Here is a 548-nt window from a genome sequence, read left to right on the forward strand (position 1 = left end):
TTAAAAAATAAATAATAAAAACTAAAAGCAAAGAATTTGCTTGGTGAACATAGCATTTTGGAACCACCTGACTCCATGCCGAACTCAGTAGTGAAACGAAATAGCGCCGATGATAGTGTGGGGTTTCCCATGTGAAAGTAGGACATTGCCAAGCGTCAAATTAGAGAAACCCGTTACAGAAATGTAACGGGTTTTTTTCGTTTAAGTCCCTTAGCAGCGGTTAAACTAGCTCATTTCACCTTGCGCGAAAAGAATGCCGGCGCTTCGCGCTGTGTCATTAACCTTTCGCACGATATTCACCTTGCGCAAAAAGAGCGCTCTCACTGCGTTCGCTGTCGCTAACCTTTTGCACGATAGCGCCGATGATAGTGTGTGGGGCGGCCAGCGGTGGCTTTTTCATATGAAAGTAGGACATTCTACTGCGTAGCGCAGCAAGGGCCCAATTAAATAACCCCGCTGCTGTTAAAATGGCTCAATTCACCTTGCGCAAAGTAAATGCACTCGCTTCGCTCTATGTCATTGTACTTTGCACTTAATTCATCCATGAA

1 protein-coding gene and 1 rRNA gene are annotated in these 548 nt (G+C 44.7%); one reads left to right on the forward strand and one right to left on the reverse strand.

Annotated elements, in window-relative coordinates; translation table 11 throughout:
- Positions 1-39 precede the first annotated feature (39 nt).
- Positions 40-154 (forward strand): 5S ribosomal RNA (gene rrf / locus L1077_RS27200).
- Positions 155-277: 123 nt separating this feature from the next.
- Here rrf and L1077_RS27205 read toward each other — a convergent pair.
- Positions 278-415 (reverse strand): hypothetical protein, encoded by a 138-nt coding sequence (locus L1077_RS27205; RefSeq protein WP_237139888.1) that lies wholly within the window; start codon positions 413-415, stop codon positions 278-280.
- Positions 416-548 lie beyond the last annotated feature (133 nt).

The organism is Pseudoalteromonas luteoviolacea (assembly GCF_021654285.1).
Classification (GTDB): Bacteria; Pseudomonadota; Gammaproteobacteria; order Enterobacterales; family Alteromonadaceae; genus Pseudoalteromonas; species Pseudoalteromonas luteoviolacea_J.

What these genes read in the sequence shown, in the direction of transcription:
- L1077_RS27205 (WP_237139888.1), bottom strand. Translation starts at nt 415, where the DNA reads ATGTCCTACTTTCATATGAAAAAGCCACCGCTGGCCGCCCCACACACT.